This window comes from Bradyrhizobium sp. UFLA06-06 (genome assembly GCF_054820065.1).
The window spans coordinates 79712-101835 of record NZ_JADFUD010000026.1; the positions used below are offsets into that span (position 1 = coordinate 79712).

Sequence of the window (22124 nt, forward strand, 5' to 3'; positions counted from 1 at the left end):
GGCCTTATTTTGGGTCGCCTGTTCACGTGAACTGGAACGAGCAATGGCGAAATGGATCGATGATTTCAGGGCGTGTTGGCGGGGCGATGTCCAGCCGTCGGTGCGGCTTGCGGTCGCCTTCGCGGTGCTTTGTCTCGTTTTGGCCACGGCCGCGCGCTTCGGGCTCGCCCAGATCCGGCCGGACGTGTTCTTCACGCCCTATTTCCCCGCGGTGTTCTTTGCCACCGCCCTTGGCGGTTTCCGGATCGGGATCGCAACCGCGCTGGCGAGCGGGCTGCTCGGCGTGGTGCTCAATTTCAGCGGTTCGCACGCCGATCCGGCGCGCTTTGCGCTGTTGATGATCTTCTGGGTTGTGTGCGGCATCGCGATCTGGGGCGTGGAGCACTACCGTTCCCTGGTCGCTCAGCAGCGCGAAGTTTCCAAACGGCTGATCGAGGAAGAGCAGTACCGCAAGGTCGTGGTCGACGAATTGCAGCACCGGCTGAAGAACAAGTCCTCGACCATTCACGCCGTGCTGCATCAGGCGCTGCAGGACCGGCCCGATGTCTGGCAGCGCATCGACCATCGCATCCGCGCGCTCTCGGCGACCGACGATCTGATCGCGCGGGTCGACGGCTATGGCTGCGATATCAAGGATTTGCTGCGCTCGGAACTCGGGCCCTACGGCCACGTGCGGTTCAACCTCAATGGCGAGCAGCTGTTCCTGCCCGCCAAGCTCGCCGTCTCGCTGGCGTTGATCTTCCATGAGCTCGCAACCAACGCCGGAAAGTACGGCGCCTTCTCCTCGCCGCGCGGATTTTTGCAAGTGTCATGGACCGTCGACGACGGACGTCTCAACGTGATCTGGGACGAGACCGAGGGACCGGTGGTCGAGGCGATCGGCGAAGCCGGCTTCGGCACCAAGCTGCTCAAGTCGGCGCTGCGGCCGTTCGACGGCAAGACCGAGATCAGTTATCTGAAGACCGGTGTTCACTGCACCATGCAGTGCAAGCTTCCGAGCTGTTGATAAGTCGTCATTCCGGCACAGCCGCACGTGTTGGTGCAACCGCGCGCGCCGCAATCGCTTTCACCAGCGGCCGAAGCCGACATTGATACTCTGTTAATGACGATTGCCGCGACGGCTTGCGAAAGCCGTCGCGGTCTCATTCTGTCACGGCATTTCGCAGGTCCGCTTAACCAAAACTACAACGGACTTTGCCAAGGTCGGCGCATGCACAGTCTCACCAGACACGATTTTCAGACGGGCGCGGCAGTGACCGGCCAAGACGATATTTCCAGCAATGAATTACGTATCCTGCGCGACCTTCTCCAACTGCTGCCGGCGGGCGTGACCGTTCAGGACGAGCAGGGCGAGCTCATCCTGGTGAATGAAGCAGCAGCGAGCCAGCTGCAGCTGGCGGCCAGCGCGAGCCAGCCGTCCCCGGTCGACGAGCGCCACGCCGCCAACCTCGACCTGCTGCGCAGCGGCCGTCCGGTGGTGCTCGAGGAAGTGCTCTCCTGCGGCGCCTCCAAATACGTGTTCCTGACCTCGCACCGGCCGGTCCGGATCGCCGGTCGCAATCTCCTGATCTCGACCTCGACCGACATCAGCGAGCAGAAAGCGTTCGAGGACCAGCTGTTCCGCTCGGCCTATTACGACGAGCTGACCGGCCTGCCGACCCGCCGGGTGATCGAGCACCGCGTCAGCGGCCTGATCCGCGACGATTCGCAAAGCCATTTCGCGCTCGCCTTCCTCGACGTCGACAACTTCAAGCACATCAACGACTATTACGGCCACGCGATCGGCGACGCGCTGCTCGTCGAACTGTCGAAGCGGCTCGGCCACGCGCTGCGCGAAACCGATATCCTGTCGCGCATCTCCGGCGACGAATTCCTGCTGCTGCTCAACCCGATCAGCGGCAATGACGAAGTCGCCGAATTCATCCAGGTCATGCAGGAGCGGCTGAAGGCGCCGTTCTTCATCGAGGAATCCGAGATCTTCGCGTCGACCTCGATCGGCGTCAGCCTCTATCCGATGCATGGCCGGAGCTACGAGGCGCTGCGCCAGAACGCCGACATCGCGATGTACCGCGTCAAGAACAACGGCAAGGGCTCGACCGCGTTCTTCGACAACAGCATGGAGCGCGAGGCGCTGGCGCGGATGAAGATCGAGCAGTCGCTGCGACTGGCGATCCTGGAAAAGCGCTTCTGCTGCGCGTTCCAGGCCAAGGTCGATATCCGCACCCAGGAGGTGAAGGGCATCGAGGCGCTGGTGCGGCTGCGCGACGACGAGGGCGTGATCCAGGCGCCGGGCACCTTCATCAACCTCGCGGTCGAGCTCGGCCTGATCGACGAGCTGACGTTCCTGGTGCTGGCGGAGATCGTCAAGTCGATCGACCTGATCAACGATACGTTCGGCCCGATGGCGACGATCAGCATCAATGTCGCCGCCAAGCAGGCCTCGAACCTCGAATTCATGCGCCGGTTCGCGCGCGCGATCGAGGAGACCGGCTTCCCGAAACGCTTCATGATCGAGGTGACCGAGGACGCGTTCGTGACGCGGTCGCATTTCCAGGACCAGATCCTGCCGATCCTGCGCGGCATCGGCGTCGGCATCTCGATCGACGATTTCGGTATCGGCTATTCGTCGCTGTCGGCGCTCGCCGACATCACCGCCGACGAGATCAAGATCGACCGCTCCTTCATCACCGACATCCATCAGCGGCCGCGCAGCCAGGGCATTTTGCGCGCGATCGAATCGCTGAGCGAGGCGCTTGGCATGACCGTGATCGCCGAGGGCATCGAGTCCTACGAGGAGCTCACCTATCTGCAGGCGGCGACCAAGATCCGCTACGCCCAGGGCTATTACTTCGCCAAGCCGATCTTCCTCGAGGATTTGAAGCCGGCGACGCCGGTCGCCAGCGAAACGCGCGCCAGCATGGCCGCGCGCCCGGCCCTGGAAGGCCGCCAGACCTATTCGCGCGCCAGCGGTTTCCGGCGGTAGGGGCGTGACGTGACTGCGCTCCCTCTCCCGCTTGCGGGCAGGGCTATCGCATTTCGTGGCGGTGCCCTCGTGGCCATCCTTCGAGACGCCCGCCTTCGGCGGGCTCCTCAGGATGAGGTCTTGTTTTGCGGCACAATAGTAGACCCTCATGGTGAGGAGCGCCGCTTGCGGGGGAGGGTTGGGGACGGGGTCTAATCGCGAGTCGTTCTGTAGAGAAAGCCCCCACCGGCACGCGGGAGAGGTAGGAGCGCGAGATCGATGCAGACGCCCTACTTCTCCAGCACCGCCAATGGCTGCACGCCGTTATTCGCGGGGCCGGCCTGCATTGTAATCAACGTCATCGAGACCAGGTCGTAGTAGCCCATGATGCCGATGATATCCATGATGCCGCGCTCGCCGAACTTCTCCAGCGCGGCCTTGTAGACCGCGTCGCTGACTTTCCTGTCGCGATAGAGTGCGACGCCGAGATCGTACAGCGCGGCCTCGTCGTCCTTCATGCTCTCGGGCCGCGTGCCCTTGGCGATCGCGTCCGCGATCTTCGGATCGAGCCCACCCTTCATCGCCAGCGGATAGTGCGCCGACCATTCATATTGCGCGGTCCAGTGCCGCGCCGTGATCAGGATCGCCATTTCGCTGAGCCGCGCCGGCAGCGAGGTATTCCAGCGCAGATACTCCGACAGGTTCGACAGCTTTGGCGCCAGATCGGGATTGCGGATATAGGCGCGGTAGGGCGGCGCGGTGAATTTGGCATTGCGCGGCGGCGCGCTGATCATGTCGGCCCAGGCCTTTTGCGCCGGCGACAGCTCCTCCGCCTTGAGCGGCGCAAAGCGCACGGCGTCCTCGGCCCGCACGGCCGACACCGACAATGCCAGCGCCGCCAGAATCCCTGCTCCGAATATTGTTCTCATTGTTGTTCTCCCTTTTCGGTGCAGGCGTCTTTGCGCCCTGCCCGGTCGCGCGAGATTAGTTGCCGTCGCGACGGATGCAATGAGGTGCGAGCTGTCGTTCAGCGCCGGCCGCCGGTGAAGCGCCTCGTCACGGCAGGCGCGCGCTTAGGCCACACCTACCGCAGCGCCGGGCAGCGGCGTATATGAAGAATAGTCCCAAGCGGCGCGAAGGTGTCAGCCATGCAGCCTGTGTCTATCCTCCTGAACATCCTCTGGATCCTGATCGGCGGCGCGTGGATGGCGTTCGGCTGGCTGGTCGCCGCCGTGATCATGGCGGTGACCATTATCGGGCTGCCCTGGGCGCGCGCCGCCTTCAACATCGCGGTCTACACGCTGCTGCCGTTCGGCTCGCGTGCGGTGCGCCGCGATGAGGTGACCGGCACGCCCGACATCGGCACCGGACCGCTCGGGGTGATCGGCAATCTGATCTGGTTCATCCTGGCCGGCTGGTGGCTCGCGATCGGCCATGTGATCACCGCGGTCCTGCTCGCGGTGACCATCATCGGCATCCCCTTCGCCTGGGCGCATCTCAAGCTCGCCGGCATCGCACTGTGGCCGATCGGCAAGGTGATCGTGCCGGCGTGACGCTGGCCTGGCCGTCGACGGCTAGAGCCAATCCTTCGTCGTCTGCGAACAGGCCTGAAGGTCGCGCCGCCAGATGAAGCCACCGCCGCCACACGGGGGGCGAGCCCGCGAGGTGGCGGGGCACTCGTTCCTGACCCGCGCGCTGGTGCCCCAGCCGTCGATCACGCAGGCACCTCGTGAGGTCCTGTGGCAACCGTCGCCACATCCCTCTGCGGCGTTGGCCGGGGTCAAGCCGAGGAAGGCACCGGCTGTCAGAAGCGTGATCAAGCCTGCTCTCATGATGTTCTCCATCGAGCTGTCGGTCGTGATGCTCCATTCGCGACACGAGCGTAGGCGATCTCGGTGCCGCTTACCACCGAATCCGCGCACAAATTCTGGTGTCGGGGGGCTAGCGCGCCGCTTCGCAGCCGGGGATGTCGAACACCGCGGTCAGGCCGCAGGGCGAGTTGAGCATCTTGCCGCCCGCATGACCGACGCCGGGCACATCCCACACGCTGTGGTTCGGCGCGCCGCCGTCGCGGGCCTGCATCACGGCGGCATAGGAATGCCCGCGCGCGTAACGGTACGGCCCCTCGGCCTCCGCCATGCAGGATTTGTCGAGCGCGGGATGATTGGGGTTGGTGTCGAGCGTTCCGAGCAGATAGATCACGCGGCGCGCGACATAGGCCTGCTCCAGCGCAGCCGGCGAAGGCTCGGCAAGATAGGGCGGGCGGTTGTCCATACCGAATTTCCAGCTGTTATAGCTATGGCAGTTCGCCGCGATCGCGGGCTCCGGCCGCTCCTTGGTGAAATAGGCGTAGGAGGACGGATTGGCGACCACATAGCGCACGCCGATGCCCTGGCGCAGCAGCAGCTGGTCGCCCTTCACCGCGATCGCATAGCGCTGCACCACCTGGCCGCCGCCGGAATGACCGAACACGACGACCTGCTGCAGGTTCGGAAACAGCTTGCGGTCGCCGAGCTTCGCCAGGATGGCATCGAGCGCCTCGAACGAACTCGCCGGGCTCGGCGCGAGCGCGGGCTCGCCGCCCTGCCAGCCATAGAGGCTCCAGCGCAACGTCTCCGCCGGCAGCTTGAATGCCTCGACGTCGGACTCGATCAAGAATTGCGGCGCGATCATCAGCGCATGCTCGCCGGCATCGCCGGCCGCGGCCTGCGCGCTCAGCGCCGCGCGGAAATAGTCGTCGGCATTGCGCAGCACCCCGTGCAGCACAAGCACGGCGCGCGTGACATCCGGCAGCGGATTGGACCAGTCGGCCGAGAGGTAGAGCGGAAAGCTCGCACTGCCGACGGCAATCCGCGCATTGGCGATCTCCTTGACCGGCTTCAGGTCGCGCTCGGTCTGTGCCTGGGTCGCGGACGCTGTGGGTACGTCCGCCGCCGCCACGACGAGCAATGCCGCGGCCGCAAGCCAGGCCCGGTGATGCATGGTTCGACTCCGTTGCTGCCGCGAGCTCGGCAGGATCATGGCGCGTCAGGCGCAGATTCACCCGTGAATTTTCGGAAAGCTTCCGGATCGCGCCTCAGGCGACGAGCCGCCCGCGATTGTTGGCGGCGAGGATCGGGCGGATCAGGCGACCGAACCGCTCGGCCTCCTCGTCATGCAGATAGCCGGACAGGCAGAAGGAGTGGCAGCCGGTGTCGATGAACTGCTGCAAGGTGGCGGCGCATTGCGCGGGATCGCCGACCACCGCGATGCCGGCGCCGGGCCGCACCTTGGTGATGCCGGTCCACAGATGCGGCATCAGAAGATCGCCGTAGTCGCGCGCGAGCTGCTGCACGCGCTGGTTGGCCTCCGAGCGATTGTAGAGCGTCTTCATCTCCTGCTTCTGCCGCTCGGTGGCGTGGCGCACCAGCTGGTCGGCCGCCTCCCAGGCATCCGCCTCGTTCTCGCGGCAGATCACCTGCAGCCGCATGCCGAAGCCGATCGCATCCTCGCGGTCATGCGCCCGCGCCATCCGCCGGATCTCCGCGATATTCTCCGCGATGCGCTCCGGCAGATCGCCCCAGAACAGATGGACGTCGGAATGCTTCGCCGACACCTCCCAGGCCTGCCGCGAGCCGCCGCCGAGATAGAATTTTGGAAACGGCTGCTGCAACGGACGCGGCCGGATATGCGCGCCGGAGATGGTGTGAAACTTGCCCTCGAAATGCACCGGGCCGCGCGTCGTCCATAGCGCTTTCAGGATCGAGACCTCCTCCTCCATCAGCGCGTAGCGCTCTTCCTTGGGCTGACGCACGCCCTCGGCCTCGACCTCGCTCTCGTTCTGGCCGGCGATCAGATTGATGCAGATTCGCCCGCCCGACATCTGGTCGAAGGTCGAGATCATCTTTGCCATCAGCACCGGGTTGATATAGCCGGGCCTTGCTGCGATCAGCGGCTTGATCCGGCGAGAGCGTGCCGCCATGAAGGCGCCCGTGATCCAGGCCTCCCAGCACACCGAGCCCACCGGGATCAGCAGATATTCGAAGCCGGCGTCCTCGGCGGCCGCGACCACGCGCTCGCAGAGTTCCGGCGAGCCGGCGATCTGCGCCTCCATCAGCCCATAGGCCGCGGTGTCGCCATGCGTGGGCAGATACCAGCCGAATTCCAGCGGACGCATGGGCAAACTCCCTCGAAAGACGGCCTTTTTCCGCGGCCTGTCATATTGTCGGGAGGCAGTTTACAGCCCTTAAGCGGCCGGACAACGCCGTTGCCGACAGGGAGCCAATCAGCTAAATGAACCCCTGCACGCACCCGTAGCTCAGCTGGATAGAGCGTTGCCCTCCGAAGGCAAAGGTCACACGTTCGAATCGTGTCGGGTGCGCCAGTTTTTCTTTGTTTACAACGCGATATGACGTCCGAACCGAAATTCCAGTTCTGTCTCATTCGAGCGAGCAAGCAATCTGGATAAAATCGTCGCCGAGAGCCGATAGGTTGCTAACTGACAGTGTCGGTCAGAAGTTCGCCTCGCCTAAGGTGTTGCCACTCCGTTATGGCGCTTGTCTCGCTCGCAGGAAAAAAAGCGCGATGAATGCGGAAACCGACGCTAGCGCCGTGATCCATAACGCTCCTGCACCGAGATATTCAGCAAACAGGCCAACGGCGAGCGGCGCGACTGCACCGGTCGCGCGGGCCGGAAGCGATAGCACGCCAACGCGACGGCCAAAGCCGTGCGGCCCAAATAGTGCGAGCGGTAGCGTGCCGCGCGCTATGGTCAAGATGCCATTGCCCGCACCGTAGAAGATGGCGAAGGCGGGAGCGAGCACCGGTCCTCCAGCCGCAAGGACTACTATGCCGAGTGGATTCATGACCGTCGCAAGCCGAGTCGACGCAAGAGGATGGTAGCGGCTAAGCCAGCCCGCTTCGATAATCCGCGCTGCCACCTGTGCCGGGCCGATCAGGGTTCCCGCGAGCAGCGCTGCCGCCGGTGTTGCACCGAACTGCAAGAGCAGGGAAGGCATCAAGGCAGAAAGTCCCGAACTCACAAACCCGGTCGCTGCAAAGACATAAGCCACGAGGATCATGGCGACTGTCTCGCTTTGCTGCGCCGACTCTGCGGGGCTTGCCTCATCGGGCAAAGCCGCCTGGAATGGTTTAGCGCGCGGCAGCGACAGGTTCAGCGGCAGCGCCAACGCAATGTGAATAAGCGCCCAAACCTGGCACGCAATCCGCCAGCCAAAGTGCGCATCGAGATACGTGGTGATCGGCCAACCTATCGTGCTTGCGAAGCCTGCAATCAGGGTGATGCCGGTGATCGGCCTGCGGGCGGCGTATCCATACATGCGCGTCAGTGTCGCAAAGGCGGCCTCATAGAGCCCCATCCCCATGCCAACGCCGAGGATGAGCCACGACGCGATCAACACAACGCTTCCGGACGCGAAAGAAAGAAGGACCAGTCCCGCCGCAAACACGACGTTCGAAACGGCAAGCAGCCCCCGGCCGCCGAACGTATCGATGAAATGCCCAACACGCGGTCCCAGGAGGCCCGCCATGATCAGGCCGACCGAAAGCGCGCCGAAAACCTGAGTCGACGAGATCCCAAGGTCGCGGGCGATCGGATTGGCAAGAATCGCCGGCAGATAATAGGTGGAGGCCCACGCCAGCGTTTGGCTGGTGCCAAGCGCCAGTATGATTGGAAGCTGACGTTGACTCATCCCTGTGGCGCCCTCGCCCTCGACCAATAGAGCGCGACGGGGCCGAGCAGAATGCCTGCCGCGAGTACGGCAAACGCTGCCGCCCAGGCGGTGGCACTCGATGGTCCGCCCGCCGCATCCAGCGCGACGCCAAGGGCCCACGCGCCCAAAGCCGACAGACTAAAGCCAACGGTCGAATGCACGGCCATCGTTGCGCCGCGGTAGTTGGGATCGGCGGCCATCGTCATTCCCGAGGTCAACGCACCGGAATCGGCGGGCACCGTGATGGCGTAGACCAACACCAGTGGCAGCAACAGCCATGGCGATTTGTCGGCGAACGCGCCGATCAGCAGCGCCACGCAAGCAGAACTCAACATCACGGCGGTGATGGCGCGATGTCGGCCGAACCGGATCGCGCATTCGTTGCCGAGGATGCTAGCCGGCATCGCGAGCAAAGAGAAAAGCACGCTGACGACGACGGGCGTCAGGAGTGAGCCTTCCGAGTTCCTCACCGCCACGAAAGTCCAGAATCCAACCAGCCAGGTGCGGATGCCGTAAAGCTCAAAGCAGTGGGCGCCATAGCCGAGAACAAAGCCCATGGCGTTGGTGTTGCGGAACACCGGCGCGAAGTCCAAGAGGCGGCCCTGCGCGGGTTTTGGCGCCACCGGCCGCAGCAGGAAGCAGACCGAAAGCATCATCAGCGGGCCCAGCGCTGTCACGAGGAAGGCTGAGCGCCAGCCCAAAGCTTCCGCAACGAGCTGCGAGACCAGAAACGACAGCCCGACGCCGAACGAAAAGCTCGACGTATACAGCGTGACCGCGCGGGATGAATCGCCGGGTGCCAGCCGGTCAGTCAGCGCCTTGAGACCGGGCATATAAGCGCCCGCGAAGCCGATGCCCGCAATGGCGTTGAACAATGCTCCGGACCAGAGGCCGGTCGCAAACAGGCCGAACAGCAATGTACCGAGTGCACTGACCGCCGAGCCCGCAATCAGGATCCTGCGCGCGTCGATCCGGTCAGTCAGCGTGGCTAACACCGGCACCGTCAACATGTAGCCAGCTGCGCCCGAGCCGGCGAGAAGGCCAGCCTGCGCACCGCTCAGGTGCCATTCCGGAATCAGGAATGCGGCAAGTATCGACGGCACGACGACATGCGGGAGCAAGCTACCGAGCTGCCCCACACACATCGCCGCGATGACGGATCGCCCCTCTAGCGTCAGCATTCGCACCTTTCCGCGCTAAGCTGCGCAGCCACAGCCAGCTTTTCCTGCACCCTTCGCCTTAGCATCATCGACGCAACAGGCGTCCGCCCGTTCGGTGGCCGGCCCGCCACAGCATTCGACCTGTCCCGGTGTCGCGCTGCGGCTGCACACGCCTGTCTCGGGCAATACGAGTTCAACCCGCGCTGCCGCTTCATTGTCACCGGCAATTTTGGCCGCAATTGACCGCACCTGCTCATAGCCGGTGAGCATCAGGAACGTTGGCGCACGCCCATATGACTTCATGCCGGCGAAGTAGAATCCCGGCTCGTCCTGCGCGAGTTCGGCCGCGCCATGTGGGCGTACTGTGCCGCAGCTATGTTCATTGGGGTCGATCAGCGGCGCCAGCGCGATCGGGCATTCGATGGCCGGATCGAGCTGAATCCGAAGTTCACGCAAGAATTCGAGGTCGGAACGGAACCCCGTCGCGACGATTAGTTCGTCAGCCACAATGCTCCGGTCGCAGCATCCGGCAGTGGCAAGCTTCAGGCGCTCGCCGTCACGGTCGATGCGAGTCACAGGGAAGCTGGCTTCCACTCGGATTTGCCCAGAGGTTACCAGCCCTGCCAGAGCCATTCCCAGTTCGCCACGCGCCACGAGTTTGTCATTGACGCCCCCGCCAAAAGCTTTGGCAGGATTGTCACCGCGCAAGACCCAAATGACTTCGGTGCTCGCAGCCTGAGATTTCAGATTCGTGAGTTCGATTAGCGTGCCAACCGCAGAATGCCCAGCCCCGAGCACGGCGACGGCCTTTCCAGCATACCGGGCGCGATCCTTGCCGAGCACGTCGGGCATCCCGTACGCGATCTTGGTAGCGTTCTCCCGCTCGCCGAGGGCCGGAAGACCGTTTGCGCCACCAGGGTTCGGCGAGAACCAAGTACCTGACGTATCGATCACCGCGTCCGCGCGAATGCTTTTCGGGCCCTGCCCGTTTTGGTAGCGAAGCTCGAAAGGCGCGTCGCCGCGGCCTTTGGTCTTGAGCTTGTCGAAACCAACGCGACTGATGTCGATCACGCGGCTTGATGTATGAATGTGATCCTTGAGCACCGTGCGGTGAGCCAGCGGTTCGAGATACTGCGACAGCAACTCACCGCCGGTCGGATATTGCTTTGGATCCGGCGAATTCCAACCGGTTGGCGCCAGCAAGCGCTCAGCCGCTTTGTCGACGTTGTATTCCCACGGCGAGAACAACTGCACGTGGCCCCACTGCCGCATCGCATGACCAATTTCCGGACCTGCTTCCAAAACGGTCGGTGTCATTCCGCGTTCAAGAACATGAGCAGCGGCGGCAAGTCCGACAGGACCTGCGCCAATGATCGCAACCGACTTCGACTGTCCCATTTTGCTTATCCCATCAAACTAGAAATATCGAAATTTCCGACCTGAAAAGATCAGGCCGCAGTGCTTGTATCCTTGCATTCGGTCGCATCGGCGCAGCATTCAGCAACTAGAAAGTCGACCAGCCCCTGCATCACGTCATAGTTGGCGTGACACGTCAGAGTCGTTGCCTCCCGCACCTGGGTGATGAGGCCGGCGGTCACGAGCGTCTTGACGTGGTGCGACAGGGTCGATGGCGCGATTTTTAGTTTATCCTGCAGTCGGCCGACGGCCAGACCAGCCTGCCCAGCGCGAACAAGGGCACGATAGATCTTGAGCCGGGTCGGATTGCCCAAAGCTTCAAGGTGCATGGCTGCGTCATCCAGTTTCATGTCCATAATCTGTCGCAACAGCTTCAGAATGTCAACCGTATTTCTGGTATTATCGAAATAAAGACGATGAATGATCGCCTAAACGGTTTCCCTGCTTTCACGGCGTAGAATGCCGCCGAGAAGACCAACGGTACGCGTTGCCGTTCCAGCGCCACCCCCGGACGATGGCCTTTCCGCGCAGTTTCTTGGTCTTGACCGAAACCCGCGTCTTGCCGGCCATGATGTCTTTGAGGGCCTTGTTGATGTCGGTCTTGGTCAGGTCCTTGACGCGCCGGGTTCCTATGAGGGGAATGATGTGACGTTCGATACGGCCAGTGTCGGTGACGATGGTCGAGGCCTTCTTTGGTCGCCCTCCCTTTCCAGTTCGTCGTCCCAGATCAGGTAGCCCTTCTCTCGGACATCCGCCGCCTCGACAACCCTCATTGTGATCTTGACCATAACGTTCCTTCGTTCCGGGCGCGATCTCCAAGTAAGCAACGCGTAAGCAGGCGGGAGAAAATCGGCGCGGGGTTTCGGATAGGAACGTCGCTTCTGTTGTTGAGAATATCCAGACGCTTCAGCTGGATAGCGCATAATAGCGCGCCCTATCGTACTTTTCGGATGAGTACGTTATCTTGCTCCGAAGGCAAAGGTCACACGTTCGAATCGTGTCGGGTGCGCCATTTCCGCTTCGTTTGCCGCCGATCAATTGTGGCCCTTGCTGCGCTTCCCGCGGCTTTAAGGGATTCTCGCCACAACGTTGGGCCGGTTTTTCTCGAGCCAGGCGACGGCCTCGGGTCCATCGACGACACACTCGAAGGTTTCCCAGGTTGGGTCCTCCAGAGATTCCAGTTGCAGTCGCTTCGCCGCGTACTCAACGAGGTCGTGCAGGCGTTCGTATCCTTGTCTGTGCTCGAGGGAATCTGCAATCGCAGTGCTGGTCCATCCTCGATGGGCCAAATCGATAATGCTCGGTGCGTCAGCCTCGCTGAACCACGGCGTGGCATCGAACTCGATGCAGCGAACATTGTCGGCGGTATGGCAGGTGGCGTGGATCATTGGATTCCTCCGTTTGCCGGCTAACTACCTGCGCCAGCATTGCGCTTCCCACATCGTTGCCTCGCACGCCCTCAGGCCTTGACCAGGTCCCCCAGCAGGTTCGCCGCCACCGTCAGCTTGGCGAGGGTCAGGCCGCTGGCAGCGATCTCCTCGACCGAGCGGCGGATACGCGTCGCCTCGGGGTGAGCCGCGAGCCAGGTCTCGACGGCCTGCTGGCCAGACTGGCCGGTCGCCAGCATATCGGCGGCCAGTCTCCTTTCGGCGCCGGCGATCTGCTCGACGGCGCGATCGATGGCCATGCGTTCGAAATAATCGTTGGCCGGCACACTGCGTGCGGCGGCGATGATGCGGTCGAGACGGAAATTCGCCTCGGCGGCGTAGAAGGTCGCGGCGGCATCACCGATGGGGCGCGCGGTGCGCTCGGCAACCGTCACGATGTCGGGAGCCGAGACCAAAGCGTCAAGATCGGCGAGCTCGCCGGCGAGGCCGACCGGGACACCGGCATCGGCGAGTTCCTGCCGACGCTTGACGCGCGCGGCTTGCAAGTCCGGCGGCAAGGCAGTGTCGAGCCCGGCGACGATCTGGCGGATCGCCGGGCCGAAGCGCGCGACGACGGCCTCCAGCCCGTCCTTGAAATCGACATTGCGCACGTACCAGACCATGCGGGAGAGCAGAAGGTCCTGCACCGAAGCATAGAGGGACAGCTGCAGCTGCCCGTCGATGCAGGCGTCGAGCGCGTCGATCGCGTCATTGAGCCACTTCAGGCCGAAGCATTCATCGACCGCTACATAGGCCATGACGATGGTCGGGATATCGGCGTCGGTCTCGTCGATCAGGCGCACGACGCAGGCCGGGCCGCCGCGATTGATCACCGCATTGGCGAGACTGGTCGCGATGATCTCCCGCCGCAGGCGATGCAATCCGGCCGCGGTCGGGAATTTCTCCTGAACCTCGCGCGGAAAATACTGGGATAGTTCGCGGGCAAGATAGGGGTCATCGGGTACGCTGGTGACGAGCAGGTCATCATAGAGGGTCAGCTTGGCGTAGGCGAGCAGCACGGCAAGCTCGGGCCGCGCGAGGGACTGGCCGCGCCGTGTGCGCTCGGTGAGCGCGGCGTCGTCGGGCAAGAACTCCACAGCGCGGCTGAGCAAGCCGCGCCGTTCGAGCGACTGCATCAGGCGGGTGAGGAAGCCGGTCTCGGCCACACCCTTGCGCTCGGCCAGCGAGAGCGCCAGCGTCTGCAGATAGTTGTTGCGCAGCACCAGCGCGCCGACCTCGTCGGTCATCGCGGCAAGCAGGCTGTTGCGGTCAGTGGGACTGAGGCGCCCCTCGCGCTCGGGGCGCGCCAGCGCGATCTTGATGTTGACCTCGACGTCGGACGTGTTCACGCCGGCCGAATTGTCGATGGCGTCAGTGTTGAGCTTGACGCCCTTCTGCGCCGCTTCGATGCGGCCGCGCTGGGTAACGCCGAGGTTGGCCCCTTCGCCAATCACCCGGGCGCGCACGTCGCCACCCGCGATGCGGATCGGATCGTTGGCGCGGTCTCCGACCTGATCGTCGCTTTCCCCGGAGGAGCGGACATAGGTGCCGATGCCGCCAAACCACAACAGGTCCGCGCGAGCCTTCAGGATCGCCGTCATCACCTCGAAAGGCGTGGCTTGCGGCTTGTCGAGATCGAGCAGCGTGCGCACTTCCGGCGCAAGCGGGATCGCCTTGAGCGAGCGCGAGAACACGCCGCCACCCTGCGAGATCAGCGACTTGTCGTAGTCCTGCCAGCTCGATCGCGGCAGATCGAACAGGCGCTTGCGCTCGGCGAAGCTGGTCGATGGATCGGGCGAAGGATCGATGAAGATGTCGCGATGATCGAAAGCCGCCACAAGCCTTGTCGCCGGCGAGAGCAGCATGCCATTGCCGAAAACGTCGCCCGACATGTCGCCGACGCCGACCGCGGTGAACGGCATGGTCTGAATGTCGGTGCCGAGCTCGCGGAAGTGGCGCTTGACCGCCGCCCAGGCGCCGCGCGCCGTGATCCCCATCTTCTTGTGGTCGTAACCCTGGCTGCCGCCGGATGCGAAGGCATCGCCGAGCCAATGGTTCTTCTCGGCCGAAATCGCGTTGGCGACGTCGGAGAAGGTGGCGGTGCCCTTGTCGGCGGCAACGACGAGGTAGGGGTCGTCGCCGTCGTGGCGCACGGTGGATTCGGGCGGCACGACGATGTCGCCGTCGAGATTGTCGGTGAGTTCGAGCAGCGAGCGAACGAAGATGCGATAGCTTTCGGTGCCCTCCGCGAGCCAGGCGTCGCGCTTGGAAGGCGGCGGCAGGCGCTTGGGCACGAAGCCGCCCTTGGCACCGACCGGCACGATCACGGCGTTCTTGACCTGCTGCGCTTTCACGAGGCCGAGGATCTCGGTGCGGAAATCCTGCGGCCGGTCGGACCAGCGCAAGCCACCGCGCGCAACCTTGCCGAAGCGCAGGTGAATACCTTCGACGCGAGGGGAATAGACGAAGATCTCGTAGAGCGGTCGTGGAGCGGGTAAGTCGTCGATCCGGCGCGCCTCGAATTTGAAGGAGATCACCGGACGCGGATGTCCATCCTCGCCGATCTGCCACAGATTGGTACGAACGGTAGCCTGCACCAGATTGGTGAAGCGGCGCAGGATGCGGTCTTCATCGAGCGAGGCGACGGATTTGAGCTGTTCCTCGATCTCGGCAAGCAAAGCCGCCTCGCGCGCCGCGCGCTCGGCGTCCGTCAAGGCGAGGCGCGGATCGAGGCGGGTCTGGAACATCGCGACCAGGCTGGCCGTGATCGCGGCGTTCTTGCGCACGGTCTCCCACATGTAATCCTGGGTGAACGGAGCGCGGATCTGGTGGAGATAACGCGACAGCGCCCGGATGGTCGAGACTTCCCGCCAGCTTAGGGCGGTGCGCAGGATCAGGCCGTTATATCCGTCGGATTCGGCGCGATCGGTCACCACCGCCATGATCGAGGCTTCCAGGCGATGGCTGAATTCCGGGTTGATCTCGATGGGCTGGCCGTCGCTGGTCTCGATCGTCATGTCGTGCAGCCAGACCGGCGCAGGCCTGGTACCGGGCACGATCTGATAGGTGCGTTCGTTGACCACGCGCAGGCCGTGATTTTCGATCACCGGCACGCGGTAGGACAACGACAGCGGTACGGCGTCCGAAAACACCTTGAGGCCGAAGCGCCTCGGATCGTCGCCTTCGATGCGGTAAACCGAAATCGTTACCGGGCGGGCCGGCGTCAGCTTTTCGACGGTCGTGATATCGGCGATCGCCTGTTCCGCGCTGAACACCTCGGTATAGCCGCCGCTGAAGGCCTGGGCGTATCGGTTGGTGAGCATGCGCGCCCGCATGCCGTCGGTCGACGCGGTGAGCGCGGCCTTCAGCTTGTCGGCCCAGGTCGCGGCAATGGCGCTGATCCCGGCTTCGAGCAGGGCGCGGTCGACGACGGGCGTTTTGCCTTCATAGCGTCCGATGATGAAGTGGACGCGCGCAAGCGCCCCTTCAGGGAATGATACGTAGGAAGCGGACAGCTTCCCTTTGTAGGCCTGCGCCAAAAAGGCTCCGACGCGCGTGCGGACGTCGGTGTCGTATTTGTCGCGCGGAATGAAGGTGAGGATGGAGACAAAGCGATCGAACTTGTCGACCCGCGGCAGCGCCCGGACGCGCGGACGCTCGTAGAGGATCAGGATCTCGATGACGAAGTTGTAGAGCGTGTCGACGTCGATCTGGAAAAGCTCGTCGCGCGGATAATCTTCGAGAATATGCATCAGCGCCTTGCCGGAATGGCCGTTCGGGTCGAAGCCCGCGCGCTGCAACACCCGCGAAACCTTGTGGCGGACATAAGGGATCTGCCGTACCGAGCGAGTATAGGCACCCGAGGTGAAAAGGCCGACGACGCGCAACTCGCCTTCGAGCCGGCCGTCGGGCGAGTAGAGTTTGATGCCCACATAATCCATCCGGGTGCGGCGATGGACGCGGCTGGAGACATTGGCCTTGATGACGATCAGCAGGGTCGGCTCGTGCATGAATTCGCGGATTTCCGGCGTCATCACCACCATTTCGCTGCCGCGGCGCAGGACCTTCACGTCCGGATCGCGCAGGATACCGAGGCCTTCGCCGGTTGTAATGTCGTCCGACGCGTCGCTGTCCGGCGAGAAGCGATATTTGCGCACGCCGAGGAAAGTGAAATTGTCCGCGCAGAGCCATTGCAGGAACTGATTGGCTTCGGCGAGTTCGTCGATCGGCAGCGGCGGCGGATTGGAAGAGAACGTCTTGATCGCTTCCTCGACACTGTCACGCATGACGCGCCAGTCGGCAACGCAGGCGCGGACATTGTTCAACGTCCTGGTCAGGCCGTCGATCAGCTTCTGGCGATCGGAATCCGCATCCAGGCGGGTGATGTGGAGATGAATCAGGCTTTCGCGCGCGCCCTTTGCTCCCTCCGGCAGTGCTTCCCCGTAGAATCGCAGCAGCTTGCCCCCTTCATCGCGCTCCACGGCGATGATCGGGTGAGCGACCAGGGTGACCTCGAGGCCCTGCTCGGCGAGCTCCGCCATGGTGGAATCGAACAGGAAAGGCATGTTGTCGTTGAGAATTTCGAGCACGGAAATCTCGCGCCCGTTCGGCAACGTCGGATTGACGACGCGGATATCGGCGCTGCCGGCCGTGCGCCGCTGCACGTGCTCCCAGGCTTGCTCCGCCAGTTGGGCAAGCGAGGCGGCATCGTAATTGGCGAGATCCTCGATATTGGTGTAGCCGAACAAGGGCTCGGCAAAGGCCCGGGGGCTCTTGCCCGCTGGCACGCTGCCCGCTGCATCGCGGATCAGGGCTGCCCGGGCCTTGTCGTCACGCCACGCCATAATGTCCTCCATTTGCCGTGCCGTCCGATCGCAGCCGCGACCATCCGCTTGATTCTGGAGTGCATCTCTTCGTGCGTCGCGATCGAATGCTACGCGAAATCCTAGCTTCGACGGCTGCCGACGACAATACTACGATCCCGCAGCGAACGGCGCACGCTGTCGTGAGGCGTGCTGAATTTTCGCTCGCGACAGCGGCTGGGCCGAAGTCGGCGGCGACGGCGGTCGAACGCCTCGGGCAGGAAAAATCACGTGCAATTTCAATTATGTATGGGTTCGTGGTTTTGTTCTGAATAGTGTGCCGATTTTCCACCATTCAGCCAGCCACCGTTCGGCAGGGACATCGTATTTGACCAGGGCGGTCAGCGACGGCGGGCCGCGCCTGAGGTCAGGTCAGGTCTTTCGGCATCGTGATGCCGAAGCGGAGAATCTGGCGATGGATGGTCGAGCGATCGACCCCGCGTTCACGCGCCACCCGTGAGACATTCCAGCGATTGTTGCGCAACGCCGTCAAGAGCGCATCGGCTTGCCGTGACGTTGCCGTTCCGCCTCGTACCGGCTTTCCGGAGCTGTCCTCACGCAAGGGCTGAGCGATCCGGTCCGGCAGATCGGCAAGATCGATCGTGCCGTCGGTCGACAGCGCGCAGCCATGATCGAGCGCGTTGATCAACTCGCGGATATTGCCAGGCCATTGGTACTTGAGCAGCGCGCTGCGCGCGCTTGCCGTCAGCGCATAGTTGGCCTGGTGCTCCATCGAAAGCCGATGCAGGGATTGATCGATCAGCCACTCGATATCGGTGCGCTGACGCAGCGGAGGCAGCGCAAGCACCGCGCCGTTGAGGCGGAAATAGAGATCCTCGCGGAACTGCCCCGCCTTCACCAGCGCGACGAGGTCGCGATGAGTGGCAGCGATGACGCGGACATTGAGCGGGACCGGCCGAGTGCGGCCGACCGGCGTCACCTCGCGTTCGGCGAGCACGCGCAACAGGCGCGTCTGCGACGAGATCGGCATGTCGCCGATCTCGTCGAGAAACAGGGTGCCGCCGTCGGCTTCGAGCACGAGACCCTTCTTGCCCTTGGCCGCCGCGCCGGTGAAGGCGCCCGCCTCGTGGCCAAACAGCTCGCTCTCGATCAGACTTTCCGGCAGCGCGGCGCAGTTGACCGCGACGAAAGGCCTGCCTGCCCGCGCACTGACCGAATGCAGCGCCTTCGTCAGGTGCTCCTTGCCGGTGCCGGTTTCGCCGGTGATCAGCAAGCCCATCTGGGTATTGATGAGCTTGGCGGCGCGCGTCACCACATGATGCATGGTGGGATCGCCGCGGAACAGGTGGCGCAACGGCGCCGGAAGCGCCGACTCGCTGCGGGAGGAGCCCGGCGCCGCCAGCTTGTTCGGGGGCGGCAAGGTCTGCGCGAACAGTGTCGCGCCGCTGTTGGCAAGGCGCAGCGTGCGCTGACCGGTGGGGCGCGAATGGGCGAAGCGCGGCAGATCGTCGATGGTGCATTCGAAGATGTCGGACACGCCGAAGCCGTCGGCCCGCAGGCGAAGGTCCGGACGCTTGGCCAGTTCGCGGGCGAGCAGCTGCCTTGCGCGATTGTTGAAGCCGATGATGCGGCCGCTGCTGTCGACGGCCATCACATAATCCGGATCGACATCGGCGAATTCCGCGGAGCCGGACAGCTTGATGATCCATTCCTGCCGGAAACGGTTCAGCAGGTTCGCATTCTCGATCTTGTGAGCGAACGACTTGACCAGTTGCAGCGCAAGGAACTGGCTGGCCTTCGGCTCCGGCGAGCGCAGCGCGGAGATGTCCAGCACCGCAGCGAGCTTGCCGCTGGGATCAAAGACCGGCGAAGCCGTGCAGGTCAGCGGAATATGGGTGGCGTCGAAATGGTCGGATTGATGCACCGTCAGGGCTTCTTCGGTGGCGATGCAGGTGCCGACGGCGCAAGTGCCGGCATGCGGCTCGTTCCAGTCGGCACCGAGATAGAGGCCGGCCTTGCGAAGCGTGTTGTTGAATGTCGGATCGCCGATGAAATCCACCGTGATGCCCCTGGCATCGGTGAGCAGCAGGACGTAGCCGAGCCCGGCGATCTGGCGATACAGCATCTCGACGCCGAAGCGCGCCGTGTGGAGGAACTCGTCCATGGCGTCGCGATGCTCGCGCAGCCGCCCGGATGTCACGATATGAGCGTCGCGCAGCACCAACGGATCGAGCTTGTGTTCGGAGACGCATCGTACCCACGACTGATGGATGATTGCATCACGCGCGCTGGTCTGGCCGACCGCAACGCGAACCAGCTCGTCGATGTGCGCAGCCCGCTCCGTCGTCACGGCTGATGCTCCTGGATGTTTCCCCGCACGTTGTTGCGTCAAGTGTCACTCGGATTGTGCCGCCGATCAAGTTTGTTGCGTGCAACACCTGTTGCATGGCGCAACAAGTGAGGCGGCCTGGCGCCGGCAGTTAACGCGAGGAAATGCCGAGCGTTTTTCGAGATGCGCCGCGGTGGCATGAGGCTTGCTGACATGGTGGTCGAGGCAAGATTCGACCTCGCTAACGAACGCGCCGGAACCACGACGCAAAGGCGATCGACGCCGGCATATGGGAGAATGAAACATGCTCACGAAAGCCCCGGACGGAAAGATCACCGCGCTGCTCGACGAGTTCAACGCCGCGTTGTCGTCAGGTGACATCGAACGCGCGATCGCGCTGTTCCAGACCGATTGCTACTGGCGCGACCTGGTCACCTTCACCTGGAACATCAAAACCATGGAAGGCAAGGATCAGATCCGCGACATGCTGAAGACGCGGCTTGCGGACAGCAAACCGTCGGGATGGCGCACTGCCGATGGCGAAGCTGCGAGCGAGGCCGGCGGCATCATCGAGAGCTGGATCGAGTTCGAGACCGATGTCGCGCGCGGCTATGGTCACCTGCGCATGAAGGATGGACGCATCTGGACCTTGCTCACCACCATGGCCGAGCTCAAGGGACATGAGGAAAAATCCGGCTTCACCCGTCCGCTCGGCGCCAAGCACGGCCATGGCAAGGACCGTAAGAGCTGGCGCGAGGAACGTGACCAGGAAATCACCGAACTGGGTCATGCAAAACAACCCTATGCGCTGATCATCGGCGGTGGGCAGGGCGGCATCGCGCTTGGCGCGCGGCTGCGGCAACTGAATGTGCCGACCATCATCATCGAGAAGAACGAACGCGCCGGCGATTCCTGGCGCAAGCGATACAAGTCGCTCTGCCTGCACGATCCGGTCTGGTACGACCATCTGCCCTATATCGACTTCCCGAAAAACTGGCCGGTGTTCGCGCCGAAGGACAAGATCGGCGACTGGCTGGAGATGTACACGAAGGTGATGGAGCTCAACTACTGGAGCTCGACCACGGCGAAGTCGGCCAAGTATGACGAGAAGGCCGGGGAATGGACTGTCGTGGTCGAGCGCGACGGCAAGGAGATCACGCTCAAGCCGAAGCAGCTCGTGCTGGCGACCGGCATGTCGGGCAAGGCGAACTGGCCCACCTACAAGGGGCAGGACATCTTCAAGGGTGAGCAGCAGCATTCCTCGACCCACCCGGGGCCGGAGAAATATCGCGGCAAGAAGGTGGTGGTGATCGGCTCCAACAACTCCGCCCACGACATTTGCGCGGCGCTGTGGGAAGGCGGTGCCGACGTCACCATGGTGCAGCGCTCATCCACGCACATCGTGAAGTCCGACACGCTGATGGATATCGGGCTCGGCGCGCTCTATTCGGAGCAGGCGGTCGCGAGCGGGGTGACCACGCGCAAGGCCGACCTGATCTTCGCCTCGCTACCCTACAAGATCATGCACGAATTCCAGATCCCCCTCTATGAACAGATGCGCGAGCGCGACAAGGATTTCTACGCCGCGCTGGAGAAAGTCGGCTTCATGCATGATTGGGGCGACGACGGCTCCGGCCTGTTCATGAAGTACCTGCGCCGCGGCTCGGGCTATTACATCGACATCGGCGCCTGCGATCTCGTGATCGACGGTTCGATCAAGCTCAAGAGCGGCAAGGGCGCCGCGGTGCAGGAGCTGACCGAAACCGGCGTCAGGTTCGTGGACGGCACCGAACTCCCCGCCGATCTCGTCGTCTATGCCACCGGCTATGGCTCGATGAACGGTTGGGCCGCCGACCTGATCTCGAGGGACGTCGCCGACAGGGTCGGCAAGGTCTGGGGTCTTGGATCCGAGACCACCAAGGACCCCGGCCCGTGGGAGGGCGAGCAGCGCAACATGTGGAAGCCGACCCAGCAGCAAGCGCTTTGGTTCCACGGCGGCAACCTGCACCAGTCGCGGCATTACTCCCAATATCTGGCGCTGCAACTGAAGGCGCGGATGGAGGGCATCGCGACGCCGGTCTACGGCTTGCAGAAGGTTCATCACCTGGGTTGATTGACCGGGCGATAACGCGACGTCGGGCGGATCGTGGTGCGATCCGCCCCTCGACAGATCGGATGGAGATCGAACGGTGCCGATGGCCGTCCAGCTTCGGGCCGATGCCTGTGAGACACCCGGCACCGGTTGCCTTCCCGGTTGATCATGATACTGGCCGGTCTGCCGGATTCCCGCAGACCG

At 63.5% G+C, this 22124-nt stretch carries 15 protein-coding genes, 2 tRNA genes and 1 pseudogene; 6 read left to right on the forward strand and 12 right to left on the reverse strand.

Annotation, left to right across the window (positions count from 1 at the left end; translation table 11 throughout):
* Positions 1–43: 43 nt before the first annotated feature.
* Together IF803_RS22605 and IF803_RS22610 are read left to right on the forward strand one after the other, a co-directional pair.
* Entirely contained in the window at positions 44–1006 is a 963-nt protein-coding gene (locus IF803_RS22605; RefSeq protein WP_038387665.1) for a sensor histidine kinase, read from the forward strand.
* 246 nt (positions 1007–1252) lie between these two features.
* A complete protein-coding gene (locus IF803_RS22610; RefSeq protein WP_461193512.1) occupies positions 1253–2983 on the forward strand; it encodes a putative bifunctional diguanylate cyclase/phosphodiesterase in 1731 nt (576 codons plus the stop codon).
* 269 nt (positions 2984–3252) lie between these two features.
* Here IF803_RS22610 and IF803_RS22615 read toward each other — a convergent pair whose 3' ends face one another.
* Positions 3253–3891: a carboxymuconolactone decarboxylase family protein gene (locus tag IF803_RS22615; RefSeq protein ID WP_461193513.1), complete on the reverse strand. Its 639-nt coding sequence runs from the start codon at positions 3889–3891 to the stop codon at positions 3253–3255.
* Positions 3892–4110: 219 nt separating this feature from the next.
* Between IF803_RS22615 and IF803_RS22620 the strand changes: the two genes are divergently transcribed.
* A complete protein-coding gene (locus IF803_RS22620; protein ID WP_461193514.1) occupies positions 4111–4515 on the forward strand; it encodes a YccF domain-containing protein in 405 nt (134 codons plus the stop codon).
* A gap of 21 nt (positions 4516–4536) precedes the next feature.
* Here the strand turns inward: IF803_RS22620 and IF803_RS22625 are convergent, their stop codons facing one another.
* From IF803_RS22625 to IF803_RS22635, 3 genes are all read right to left on the reverse strand, one after another.
* The gene (locus IF803_RS22625) at positions 4537–4794 is read right to left on the reverse strand and encodes a GCG_CRPN prefix-to-repeats domain-containing protein (protein ID WP_304497808.1); all 258 of its coding nucleotides are present in this window, start codon (positions 4792–4794) and stop codon (positions 4537–4539) included.
* 109 nt (positions 4795–4903) lie between these two features.
* Positions 4904–5944: an alpha/beta hydrolase gene (locus IF803_RS22630; RefSeq protein ID WP_461193515.1), complete on the reverse strand. Its 1041-nt coding sequence runs from the start codon at positions 5942–5944 to the stop codon at positions 4904–4906.
* Between the two features lie 94 nt (positions 5945–6038).
* Positions 6039–7118: an LLM class flavin-dependent oxidoreductase gene (locus tag IF803_RS22635; protein WP_461193516.1), complete on the reverse strand. Its 1080-nt coding sequence runs from the start codon at positions 7116–7118 to the stop codon at positions 6039–6041.
* A gap of 130 nt (positions 7119–7248) precedes the next feature.
* Between IF803_RS22635 and IF803_RS22640 the strand changes: the two genes are divergently transcribed.
* Positions 7249–7325: transfer RNA gene (locus tag IF803_RS22640), tRNA-Arg, on the forward strand.
* A gap of 163 nt (positions 7326–7488) precedes the next feature.
* Here the strand turns inward: IF803_RS22640 and IF803_RS22645 are convergent.
* From IF803_RS22645 to IF803_RS22665, 5 genes and pseudogenes are all read right to left on the reverse strand, one after another.
* On the reverse strand, positions 7489–8652 hold the full coding sequence (locus IF803_RS22645) for an MFS transporter (protein WP_411784195.1): 1164 nt from the start codon (positions 8650–8652) through the stop codon (positions 7489–7491).
* The gene (locus tag IF803_RS22650) at positions 8649–9818 is read right to left on the reverse strand and encodes an MFS transporter (protein WP_461193524.1); all 1170 of its coding nucleotides are present in this window, start codon (positions 9816–9818) and stop codon (positions 8649–8651) included. The genes IF803_RS22645 and IF803_RS22650 overlap by 4 nt, the downstream gene beginning before the upstream one ends.
* A gap of 51 nt (positions 9819–9869) precedes the next feature.
* A complete protein-coding gene (locus tag IF803_RS22655; RefSeq protein WP_461193517.1) occupies positions 9870–11231 on the reverse strand; it encodes an NAD(P)-binding domain-containing protein in 1362 nt (453 codons plus the stop codon).
* A gap of 50 nt (positions 11232–11281) precedes the next feature.
* A complete protein-coding gene (locus IF803_RS22660; protein WP_028341441.1) occupies positions 11282–11599 on the reverse strand; it encodes an ArsR/SmtB family transcription factor in 318 nt (105 codons plus the stop codon).
* 105 nt (positions 11600–11704) lie between these two features.
* Positions 11705–11960, reverse strand: a pseudogene (locus tag IF803_RS22665) (tyrosine-type recombinase/integrase); the annotation flags it as partial.
* 218 nt (positions 11961–12178) lie between these two features.
* Between IF803_RS22665 and IF803_RS22670 the strand changes: the two are divergent.
* A tRNA-OTHER gene (locus tag IF803_RS22670) sits at positions 12179–12261 on the forward strand.
* Between the two features lie 55 nt (positions 12262–12316).
* Here the strand turns inward: IF803_RS22670 and IF803_RS22675 are convergent.
* The 3 genes from IF803_RS22675 to IF803_RS22685 form a co-directional block, all read right to left on the reverse strand.
* Complete coding sequence (locus IF803_RS22675; protein WP_028341440.1) at positions 12317–12637, reverse strand: hypothetical protein; 321 nt, start codon at positions 12635–12637, stop codon at positions 12317–12319.
* A 71-nt stretch (positions 12638–12708) separates the two neighbouring features.
* Complete coding sequence (locus tag IF803_RS22680; RefSeq protein WP_461193518.1) at positions 12709–17532, reverse strand: NAD-glutamate dehydrogenase; 4824 nt, start codon at positions 17530–17532, stop codon at positions 12709–12711.
* Positions 17533–17905: 373 nt separating this feature from the next.
* Entirely contained in the window at positions 17906–19849 is a 1944-nt protein-coding gene (locus IF803_RS22685; protein ID WP_461193519.1) for a sigma-54-dependent Fis family transcriptional regulator, read from the reverse strand.
* 283 nt (positions 19850–20132) lie between these two features.
* Between IF803_RS22685 and IF803_RS22690 the strand changes: the two genes are divergently transcribed.
* The gene (locus tag IF803_RS22690; protein ID WP_461193520.1) at positions 20133–21941 is read left to right on the forward strand and encodes an NAD(P)-binding domain-containing protein; all 1809 of its coding nucleotides are present in this window, start codon (positions 20133–20135) and stop codon (positions 21939–21941) included.
* Positions 21942–22124: the final 183 nt, after the last annotated feature.

Excerpts from the sequence above, each read along its gene's own strand:
- IF803_RS22645 (WP_411784195.1), bottom strand. The coding sequence starts at position 8,652 with ATGAGTCAACGTCAGCTTCCAATCATACTGGCGCTTGGCACCAGCCAA.
- IF803_RS22615 (WP_461193513.1), bottom strand. The coding sequence starts at position 3,891 with ATGAGAACAATATTCGGAGCAGGGATTCTGGCGGCGCTGGCATTGTCG.
- IF803_RS22625 (WP_304497808.1), bottom strand. The coding sequence starts at position 4,794 with ATGAGAGCAGGCTTGATCACGCTTCTGACAGCCGGTGCCTTCCTCGGC.
- IF803_RS22650 (WP_461193524.1), bottom strand. The coding sequence starts at position 9,818 with ATGTGTGTGGGGCAGCTCGGTAGCTTGCTCCCGCATGTCGTCGTGCCG.
- IF803_RS22690 (WP_461193520.1), top strand. The coding sequence starts at position 20,133 with ATGCTCACGAAAGCCCCGGACGGAAAGATCACCGCGCTGCTCGACGAG.
- IF803_RS22605 (WP_038387665.1), top strand. The coding sequence starts at position 44 with ATGGCGAAATGGATCGATGATTTCAGGGCGTGTTGGCGGGGCGATGTC.
- IF803_RS22680 (WP_461193518.1), bottom strand. The coding sequence starts at position 17,532 with ATGGAGGACATTATGGCGTGGCGTGACGACAAGGCCCGGGCAGCCCTG.
- IF803_RS22660 (WP_028341441.1), bottom strand. The coding sequence starts at position 11,599 with ATGAAACTGGATGACGCAGCCATGCACCTTGAAGCTTTGGGCAATCCG.
- IF803_RS22655 (WP_461193517.1), bottom strand. The coding sequence starts at position 11,231 with ATGGGACAGTCGAAGTCGGTTGCGATCATTGGCGCAGGTCCTGTCGGA.
- IF803_RS22630 (WP_461193515.1), bottom strand. The coding sequence starts at position 5,944 with ATGCATCACCGGGCCTGGCTTGCGGCCGCGGCATTGCTCGTCGTGGCG.
- IF803_RS22635 (WP_461193516.1), bottom strand. The coding sequence starts at position 7,118 with ATGCGTCCGCTGGAATTCGGCTGGTATCTGCCCACGCATGGCGACACC.
- IF803_RS22675 (WP_028341440.1), bottom strand. The coding sequence starts at position 12,637 with ATGATCCACGCCACCTGCCATACCGCCGACAATGTTCGCTGCATCGAG.
- IF803_RS22620 (WP_461193514.1), top strand. The coding sequence starts at position 4,111 with ATGCAGCCTGTGTCTATCCTCCTGAACATCCTCTGGATCCTGATCGGC.